At 44.1% G+C, this 10,141-nt stretch carries 4 protein-coding genes; 3 read left to right on the plus strand and 1 reads right to left on the minus strand.

Translation table 11 applies throughout. From position 1 onward, the window contains the following. The first annotated feature begins 334 nt into the window (after positions 1-334). Positions 335-1,069: a pentapeptide repeat-containing protein gene (locus EO95_RS04625; RefSeq protein WP_052733502.1), complete on the plus strand. Its 735-nt coding sequence runs from the start codon at positions 335-337 to the stop codon at positions 1,067-1,069. Positions 1,070-1,398: 329 nt separating this feature from the next. On the opposite strand, the gene EO95_RS04630 is transcribed toward EO95_RS04625, so the two are convergent. Next, on the minus strand, positions 1,399-1,821 hold the full coding sequence (locus EO95_RS04630; RefSeq protein WP_235282858.1) for a phosphate-starvation-inducible PsiE family protein: 423 nt from the start codon (positions 1,819-1,821) through the stop codon (positions 1,399-1,401). Between the two features lie 740 nt (positions 1,822-2,561). Between EO95_RS04630 and EO95_RS04635 the strand changes: the two genes are divergently transcribed. Both EO95_RS04635 and EO95_RS16665 read left to right on the plus strand, forming a co-directional pair. Then, positions 2,562-5,483 (plus strand): chemotaxis protein CheB, encoded by a 2,922-nt coding sequence (locus EO95_RS04635; protein WP_235282859.1) that lies wholly within the window; start codon positions 2,562-2,564, stop codon positions 5,481-5,483. Positions 5,484-6,459: 976 nt separating this feature from the next. Beyond that, positions 6,460-9,279 (plus strand): PAS domain S-box protein, encoded by a 2,820-nt coding sequence (locus EO95_RS16665; RefSeq protein ID WP_052733503.1) that lies wholly within the window; start codon positions 6,460-6,462, stop codon positions 9,277-9,279. The last annotated feature ends 862 nt before the right edge of the window (positions 9,280-10,141 follow it).

Raw genomic sequence — 10,141 nt, forward strand, 5'->3', positions numbered from 1 at the left:
GTCATTTTCCGTAGGATCAGGACCAGAACAATAATTGATAATGATAACGTTTTTTATACAGGCCTTCCATGTTCTTAAGGATGGGGATATCCTTGATAGATCAGAGAGCTGCAGATCCTTAACAGGGCACCAAAGGCTTTTCGGATTAGATGCCAGACCTTAAAGGCCTTTCCTGACCATGACAGGCCTGATAGACCGAGACTGTGAATCGATACAATTTTAAAAGCTAAATCCTGAAGAGCAGAAGATATCTTCCTAACATGGTAATGTTTATTTTAGTTCACAATTGAGAAAGGGCAAACAAAAATCGTGGTGAAGGAAAAGAGGTTGAGGCATGTCTGACCTTAAAAAAGCTAACTTTAAAGCGGGTAACTTTGAAAAGGCTAACCTTAAAGGAGCTAACCTTAGAGGGGCTGATCTTCTAGAGGCTAACCTTGAAGGGGCTGACCTTGAAGAAGCTAATCTTGAGGGGGCTAACCTTAAAGGAGCTAAACTTGAGTGGGCTAAGCTTGAAAAGGCTAACCTTGAAAGGGCTAACCTTGAGGGGGCTAACCTTAAAGGAGCTAAACTTGAGTGGGCTAAGCTTGAGGGAGCTAACCTTAGAGGAGCTAACCTTAAAGAAGCTAACCTTGAGTGGGCTAAGATTGAAAAATCTAACCTTGAAAGGGCTAATCTTGAAAGAGCTAACCTTGAAAAGGCTCATCTTGAGTGGGCTAAGCTTGAGGGAGCTAACCTTGAGTGGGCTAAGCTTGAGGGAGCTAACCTTGAGGGGGCTAAGCTTGAAAAGGCTAAGCTTGAAAAGGCTAAGCTTGAAGGGGCTGATCTTAAAGGAGCTAACCTTAAAGGGGCTAACCTTGAGGGGGCTAACCTTGAGGGGGCTAATCTTGAGGGGGCTAATCTTGAGGGAGCTAACCTTGAGGGAGCTAACCTTAAAAGGGCTTACCATTTATCACTTGACCAGCTTTCTAAAGTGAAAACACTTTATGATACAAAATTAGACGAAGAACTCTTCATACCACTAAAAGAGAAATACCCTGCCCTTTTTGAAGTACCTGATTACGATGAATGACCGGATATTTCCAAAACTTCCAAATGGTATAGATATCAACCGTTTTAAGACGCGTTTAAAATATCTCTAATGTTGATAGCCATATTTTAAACGTTCAACAGAGAGGCCGAGAATTAACCTTTACTTTTTTATGAGGGCTTAATTATTATGGTTCTTCGCTGTTTTTTATGGGTTGAAAATAATTCCTTAGTTATAATGTAGCCCGGTCAAAAAGAGAAACATCAAGCTTGAATGTGATTTTCAACAACAAATGTTTTTAAATTTTAGATCTACTACTTCAACATTTAGGGGATGAATGTAAATTACCCACTCGAAACAGCGAAGAGCCATTATGGTGGATATTTGACAGCTAGAGCTCTTATTATACCTAATGTCAACAGCAATATCGATAGGCCTAAAATAAATTGATAATCAAATCTTTGGGCATATACCCCTGCCGCGATTTCACGCATGACTATTAAAATCGTAGCGTCGGTTACATATGTAATTCTGATTTCTTCATGTTCACGAAAATCAACAAAAGTCTTGAAAAGGTCAATAAGAACAAAAATTGTGAGGACACTGGAGACTATCTGACCAAAACCACCTCCAAGAGTCCCGAATAAAATTGATTTGATGTCCAGGAGGATATTTATCACCCCCGCAAGTAGCGCCAGTAGCAGTATATAAAGGATGATAATAGTGATCAAATCAATTATCTTTTTAAATATTTTATTCTGATCTATCATGAATATTTTATAATGAGCTCTCATTTAACTCCCCCTCAATAAAAAATATTATGATTTCTTAAATTCCAGTTTGATATATTGGTGCTCCTATAATATTGAGTTAATATTATAGGAGCCTTCCCAAAACCAATTTGATTTTCAAGTCAAACAGGCCTATGAAGAGCTTATTTGATATTTCCGAAAAACGCAAGAGAATATTATCTATTAGAACAAGAGAATACTATCTGTTAAATTATCTGTTAGAGATATTATCTATTTAGTCCTTTTTGAAGAATTTAAAGATTTAAGACATTATTGGAAAAACGGCAACGAATGTACCTGACGTGAGAAGGGAATCTAATTGAGTTACTTTTTAGGGAGAGATTGCATTAGAGGTGAGTAAAAATAATTTGGGAAATTCTCCAACCCCTTGGCCAATGGTAAGAGGGCATGGGTATTCGCCTGGAAGTATTTTTTTACTAAGGTTAAGGCTTAAAAAATACATCCGTCTAGTGGAAAACTCCCTGGATTTCATCTATCTTTATGAGTTCAAACCTGTCCAAGATTATGTGCGTAAACCTGGCAGCTACTTCCATCATCTAGTACACACATGAAGGGCATTACAACGATTCAGTTTCAGGCATGAAAGGATGCGATAATATGATCAAAAAAAAGGAAGCCACAGGCAAAGAGGAAAAGCTGCATACTGCACAAGAAACTTCCATAGTAAACTCCCTGTCCCGGATGCAGACTCGAATAAATCCCCAAAAGAGGACTTTCCCATCGTGGGCATAGGCGCATCGGCTGGTGGGTTGGCTGCGTTCGGGAATTTCTTTTCAGCTATTCCCGACGACACCAATCCCGGCATGGCGTTTATCCTGGTGCAGCACCTGGACCCTAACCACAAGAGCATCCTCACCGACCTGATCGGGCGTTATACACGGATGCCGATTTACGAGGTCAAGGACGGGATGGTTGTCCATCCTGACTGCGTCTACGTCATTCCGCCTAACCACGACATGATTTTTCAGGATGGTGCACTGCAGTTGCTGGAACCGGTCGAGCCGCGCGGCCATCGTCTTCCGATTGATTTATTCTTCAGATCCCTGGCTCAGGGCAAGCAAGAGCTGGCCATTGGCATCGTACTCTCGGGTACCGGCAGCGACGGCACACTGGGAATGCGTGCGATCAAGGCCGAGGGCGGCATGTTGATGGCGCAGACCCCCAAATCCAGCGAGTACGACGGCATGCCGCGCAGCGCCATTGCCACAGGCCTGGTAGACTACATCCTGGAGCCTGCCGAGATGCCGGCCCAGCTCATTACCTATGTCACCCAGGCCTTTGGAAAAAGACCCCATGCGGTCCTCAAGGCCGAAGACGCGATGAAAAAGATATTCAACCTGCTGCGCGCCCAGAACGGCCACGATTTTTCCCATTACAAGCAGAACACCATCAGCCGCCGCATCGATCGGCGTATGGCCATCCAGAATATCAAGAGTGTAGATGAGTATGTGCGTTATTTAGAGCAAAAACCTGCCGAAGTGAAGGCACTCTTTCACGACCTTTTAATCGGCGTCACCAGTTTCTTCCGCAATCCAACGGCGTTCGAGGCACTCCTGGAGAAAGTCATCCCGCATCTCTTTACCGACAAGCACCCGGATTCAACGATACGGATCTGGGTGCCCGGCTGCTCCACAGGTGAGGAGGCCTATTCTATCGGCATCCTGCTCCAGGAGCAGATGGAAATGTTGAAGCAAATATTCAAGGTACAAATCTTTGCAACCGATATTGACAGCCGGGCCATCGGAGAAGCCCGCAGCGGCGTCTATCCCGCCAGCATCTCCATCGATATCTCACCGGAAAGGCTGGAGCGCTTCTTTACCCAGGATTCAAGCGGCAGCTACTGCATTCGGAAAAGTATCCGTGACATGATTGTTTTTTCTGAGCAGGACATTATCAAAGACCCACCGTTCTCCAAACTTGACCTGCTCAGTTGTCGCAACTTGCTGATATATATGGACAGGGAACTGCAGAAGAAGCTCATCCCCCTCTTCCACTACGCATTGAACCCGGGCGGATTTCTCTTCCTTGGTCCCTCCGAGACCGTGGGTGAGTTCGATAACTTTTTTGACACGCTGGACCGCAAGTCGAAGCTGTATCGCAAAAAGGATGTTAGCAGTGGACGCCCTCCCATAGGGACATTTATGCCATCAAGACCGGAAAGCAGGGAGATCCAAAGACCATCCGGCAAGGCTCCTAGCGAAAGCAAACCTCAGCTGCGCGAGCTGACCGAACAGACGATGCTGCAACATTACGCTCCGGTCGGTGTGCTCGTCAACCAGCGAGGCGACATCCTCTATCTTCATGGCCGTACCGGCATGTACCTGGAACCGGCTCCTGGTGAGGCTGGCCTGAATATCCTGAAGATGGCTCGCGAGGGATTGCGGCAGGAGTTGGCCACGGACCTGTACAAAGCCGCGGTCAATAAAGAGCCGGTATTCCACCCCGGGCTGCGGGTCAAAACCAATGGTGACTTCACTACAGTCAATCTGGCACTACGACCTGTGGCGTCAGACCCTGCCGCCGCCACCGGGCCAAACCTGTTCCTAGTCACTTTTGAGGAACCGAAGACGTCGGAGCAGAGTCAAACCGGGAAAGCCACCGCCATAGGTGCCGGTGAAGGCACCTTTGAGAGCTCAATGGAAGGTGACGCGCGCATCTTAGAGCTGAAGCGGGAACTACAGATTAAGGAAGAACATCTCAAAGCTTCCAATGAGGAACTGGAGACCTCTAATGAAGAACTCAAATCCTCCAACGAAGAGATGCAGTCAATCAACGAGGAACTGCAATCCACCAACGAAGAGTTGGAGACTTCCAAGGAGGAACTGCAGTCAGTTAACGAGGAATTGGCTACGGTCAATACCGAACTGGAGAAAAAGGTGGAAGATCTGTCGCAGGCCATTAACGATATGAACAACCTGATGGCCGGCACGGGTATAGGCACCATCTTTGTGGACCATCAACTGCGCATCCTGCGCTTCACTCCTGCCGTTACACAGGTAATCAATCTGATCCCAACCGATGTGGGACGGCCGGTTGGGCACATCGTCTCAAACCTATTGGGTTATGCCCGTTTGGTAGAAGATGTAAAGGAGGTGCTGGACAGTCTGGTACCCAAAGATATTGAAGTCCAGGCCCGGGAGGGCTCGTGGTACCTGCTGCGTATCCGGCCCTATCGCACCCTTGAAAACGTAATCAAGGGAGCGGTGATTACCTTTACTGATATTACCGAGATGAAGCGGGCAAGGGAGATTCTGAAGGAATCCGAGACCATACGCCGCCTGGCCGTGGTAGTGCACGACGCGAGCGATGCTATAACGTTGCAGGATATGGAGGGTCACATCCTGGCCTGGAATCCGAGGGCTGAGAAGATTTACGGCTGGAGAGAAGCCGAGGCACTGACGATGAATATTAGCAGCCTGATTCCGGCGAACCGGAAAGAAGAAGAGTTGGGCACACTGAAGAAGCTTATCCACACTGAAGTTCTGGAACCTTACCGCACACAGCGGCTCACCAAAGACGGCCGGATAATGGATGTGTGGCTGACCGCCACCTCATTGGTGAATGAAGCCGGGGAGGTATATGCCATTGCAACTACGGAGAGGGAAATCAAACCAGAAAATACGAAGAAGGAAGACCACGACTAAAAAAGGGACCTGTTCGGGCCGGTGGCTGACCTTCACAAGAGAGTGGAGGAGATAGCCCTAATAAAAACAACTCAGGTGCCGGAAAATCTGGATTCGCTGTCTTTGAAGATGGCGAAACAGGTACCCCACGAGCTGCGGGTGCATTAGATCAAGTTAAGATTTAATGGGCAAATTTTTGGGAGCCCATTCTCTTTACTTGTTGTCTATTTATTATGTTTTTCAGTTTTGCAGGAGTTGGCAATTACATGTTTTTGAAAACTCCAAATCAACATCAATAGACTGTTTTTTGGTGCGTTGGGTAGTTGCCATATACCAGGTATAAGAATGTTGCGTTATATGCAGAGGTGACTATAAGTGATTGAGCTGATCCAAAAATCCATTTTTATTCTTATCATCATAATTATTCAGGATTGTTTTCATGATCGTAAGCTCGATTGGTCACTTAAAATACTAGATCCAAAGAAGCAAATTTTTAATTTTGGGATCGGCTCATTAAAATCTTTAGGACTTACGCAGTTGAACCAAAAACCAGTTGCATGAGACACCAAAGAGTCTAACTAATAATGTTCTTGTTAAGGTTTCACGTGCTTGTTTTTTCATCACAAGTGCGTAACTTCTAATCTTATGAATGAACTATTATATGTTAAAAGAGTAAACTTACGAAATACACTTTAAACATAAACTGAATGCACTTTGTTCAGTTTATGAAGTGTTGTTTTTTATTGCGAGAACTATAATATACAAAATAGGATCGGGAGGGTGAGTCGTTGATCAAATCTGAAAAAACAAGCACACTCCACCCGTGTTTGGAAAAAAGTAGAGAGATTCTTATGCTTACGGTTTTCGGTAACTGACTCCCAAAACCCAAAACAGCGAAGAGCCGAAATTGTGAAACGTGGAGAGGGGAGGCAGGGCACACATACCATGAGAAAACGAAATTTTTGCCTTTACATCCTCAAGTCGGAGAAGGTGTAAAATGAGAGAAAGCCTGAGAAAATCTGGCATTGATATTATTGGAGACGTGTCCTGGGGAACCCATTTCTGTCAATTTTACCAGACAAAAGAAGATTTGGTGGACACACTGGCCCCATATTTCAAGGCCGGGCTGGAAAATAACGAATTTTGTATGTGGATCGTATCACAACCCTCGGAAGTAGAAGAGGCAAAAGAAGCCCTTAGAAGGGCTGTTCCTGATTTTGATGTTTATCTGGAGCGAGGGCAAATAGAAATTTTTCCCTACACTTACTGGTATTTAAAAGAGGGCAATTTCGATTCGGAGAGAGTCTTAAATGGCTGGGTTGAAAAACTCAACCAGGCCCTGACTAATGGCTATGACGGTCTGAGGTTGGGAAATTCTTTCCGGCTGAAAAAAAAGGATTGGAGTGATTTTGATGATTATGAGGAACAGGTAAACGATGTCATTGGCAATTACCAGATGATTGCTCTCTGTACATATCCTCTCGACTGGTGCAACGTAGCTGAGATCATCGATGTGGTCATCAACCACCAATTTGCTTTGATCAAAAGGGAAGGAAAATGGGAACAGATAGAAAGCTCCAGGCGCAAGAAAGCAGAAGAGAAAATTCAGAATCTGGCGAATATTGTGGAATATTCGAACGATGCCATTATAATCAAATCCCTTGATGGCATCATTACCAGCTGGAATAAAGGTGCAGAGCAAATTTATGGTTATTCATCTGGAGAAGTTCTGGGAAAGCCCATATCCATTCTGGAGCCATCCATATTAGTTGAAGAAACAGAAGAATTGGCTGAACTGATTAAACAGGGAGATAAAATCCACAATTATGAGACTCTACGGTTAAGAAAGGATGGTAGGATAATAAATGTCTCACTAACTATTTCTCCGGTTTTTGATGCATCCGGAAAGCTGACCGATATCTCGGTTATTGCTAGAGATATAACCAAAAGTAAAATAGCAGAAGAAAAACTTCGGAAAAACGAGGAAAGATACAGGATTGCCACAGAGCAGACAGGACAGGTGGTATATGAGTACGATTTAAGAACAGATAAGAGCAGCTGGGCAGGTGCCATAGAAGAAGTTACAGGGTATAGTTTTGAAGAAATCCATAAGCTTGGCAAGGAAGTCTGGATTAAAAATATCCATCCCACAGATATGAATCGAGGGGATGAGAAATTTCAGAGTGTGAGAAATACCGGAGGCAGATTTAAGGAAGAATTAAGGTTGAGAAATAAAGATGGAACTTGCATTTATATAGAAAATAATGGAGTCTGGCTTACGGATTATGAGGGTCAGCCTTACGGGACTATAGGAGTACTGAAAGATATTTCAGAGAAAAAACTTGCCAGTAAAAAACTTCAAGAAAGTGAAGAACGATATCGTACAGCAGCCGAACAGACCGGGCAGGTTATATTCGATTTCGATTTCGAAACACATGAAGTCAGATGGGCAGGAGCTATACGGGAAGTAACAGGGTACGATCCGGAAGAGTTAGAGAATTTAGATAAATCGGTTTGGATAGAACATGTGCATCCTGAAGACAGGATGGAACTGCTTGAGAACCTGATGAAGTCTTTTGAGGAAGATAAAAAATTTCAGGTAGAATTCAGGTTCAGAAAAAAAGATGGCAACTACATCTATGCCGAAAACTATGGAGTCTGGCTAAAAAGTGACGACGGAAAGGTATACAGAGCCATAGGAGTTATTAAAAATATTACGGAATGGAAACTTGCAATAAAAAACGTTGAAGCGAGTGAGAGGAAATACCGCTCTTTCATACAGAATTTCCATGGGATTGCTTTCCAGCTTGATGAAAACTTTGTTCCTCTATTTCTGCATGGTGCTGTTGAAGAGATCACCGGGTATAGCGAAGAAGAGTTTATGTCCTGGATTAAGTGGAAAGACATAATCCATCCGGAAGACCTGTCTTTCGTTCTCAAAGAAGAGGAAAAGATTCAAAGTTCTCAATCCATTGGTTACGAAGAAACCGAATTTCGTATAAAGCACAGGGACGGAAGAATCAGATGGGTTAATGAAATCTACCAGAAAATTCAGGGAAAGGATGGAAAGCCGGAATTCTATCAGGGTACGATTTATGATGTGACCGAAAGAAAAGAGACAGAAAAGTTCCTTTCGAATATCGAAACTGCCCGTAAAAAAGAAATTCACCATCGGATCAAGAATAACCTGCAGGTAATCTCCTCCCTGCTGGATCTCCAGGCTGAAAAATTCAACAACAGAGAATGTGTAAAGGGTTTGGAAGTCCTGGAAGCCTTCAGGGAAAGTCAGGACAGAGTAATATCAATGGCTCTTATCCATGAGGAACTGTACAAAGGTGGAGGGCTCGATACACTGAACTTTTCGTCATATGTTGAGGAACTCACTAAGAATCTTTTCCAGACATACAGGCTTGGAAATGCCAGTACAAGCTTAAATATGAATCTGGAAGAAAACATTTTCCTTGATATGGATACTGCAGTCCCATTAGGTATAATCATCAACGAACTTGTTTCAAACTCTCTCAAACATGCATTTGCCGACAGAGATAATGGGATAATTCAAATCAAACTTTGTAGAGAAGACTCCCAGGAAAGCAAAGACAATAGAGCAGGAAGCAATAATGAGGGCTTAAAGGGCACCAGTTTTATTCTGACAATATCAGATAACGGAATAGGTATGCCTGAAAGTTTTGATCTGGAAAATTCCGAAGGTCTTGGCATACAACTGGTAACTACCCTTGTAGACCAGTTAGAAGGTGGATTTGAACTGAAAAAAGACAACGGAATGGAATTCACTATAAGGTTTACAGCAGCGTAAAAGGAGCAAGGATACTAACCATTTCAAGAGTCGTTACTTTATGACCTTCTTAACCTTCAGGTTTTTTGCCACTCTCTTTGCGGCTACTTTTAGGATTTGGTTTTTCTTAAACAAAAAGTCAATAGAAAAAGGAAACTAAAGAGAAGTTAAGGGAAAAAACTGAAGAGATAATCCGGCAAAAAGCCTGGAAACTCTTTAATTTTTAACTCAGGTTTCAGTTCTTTCCACCTTTCAAGTATATCAGGCAGCTCTTTAGGTCGCTCATTAAGGTGCTTTTCAAGTTTTTTCATATGAAGGGAGCCTGAAAGCCTCTATATCCCAGTTAGCCTTTTTTGCCCCTGCCTGATACACGCTTTCCAGGAAATCCAGCACCTTCTGCTCAGGAGCCTCCGCTTCCCTGATGCTGTTATACATGAGAAGGGCAAGCCCGGATTCAGGACTCCAAAAAGCTTCTTTCGGGCTCAGCGGCTCGTCCATAAGCCCTTCGGGCTGCGGGTGCATAAAAGCGTAAAAAGCCGGCTCCCTTACATTCGGGTCCCCTGCCCAGAATCCGAAGCCGATTATCTCATGCGAAGAAGATTCACGTTCAACTACACCTGCTCCCTCTCTCACAGGGACAGCTCTGCCCGAAAACCGGGAAAGAGAGAGGTCAACGTGGTGCCAGAAGAAAGCCACAGGAGAACTTTTCCCTATAAACCGGCCCCTGAAAACCTGAAAGATCGAATCGACCTGTACAAGGACCTGCCAGAACCTCTTCACATACTCTTCATCATATGTCGCATGCGTTTCATCCGTTGCAAAAGGCTTGGTGCTTATGGCCTGTCTCTTATACACATCTCCGAGCCCACGAGACGGACTCCTA

Source organism: Methanosarcina sp. 1.H.T.1A.1 (genome assembly GCF_000979295.1).
Taxonomy (GTDB): Archaea; Halobacteriota; Methanosarcinia; order Methanosarcinales; family Methanosarcinaceae; genus Methanosarcina.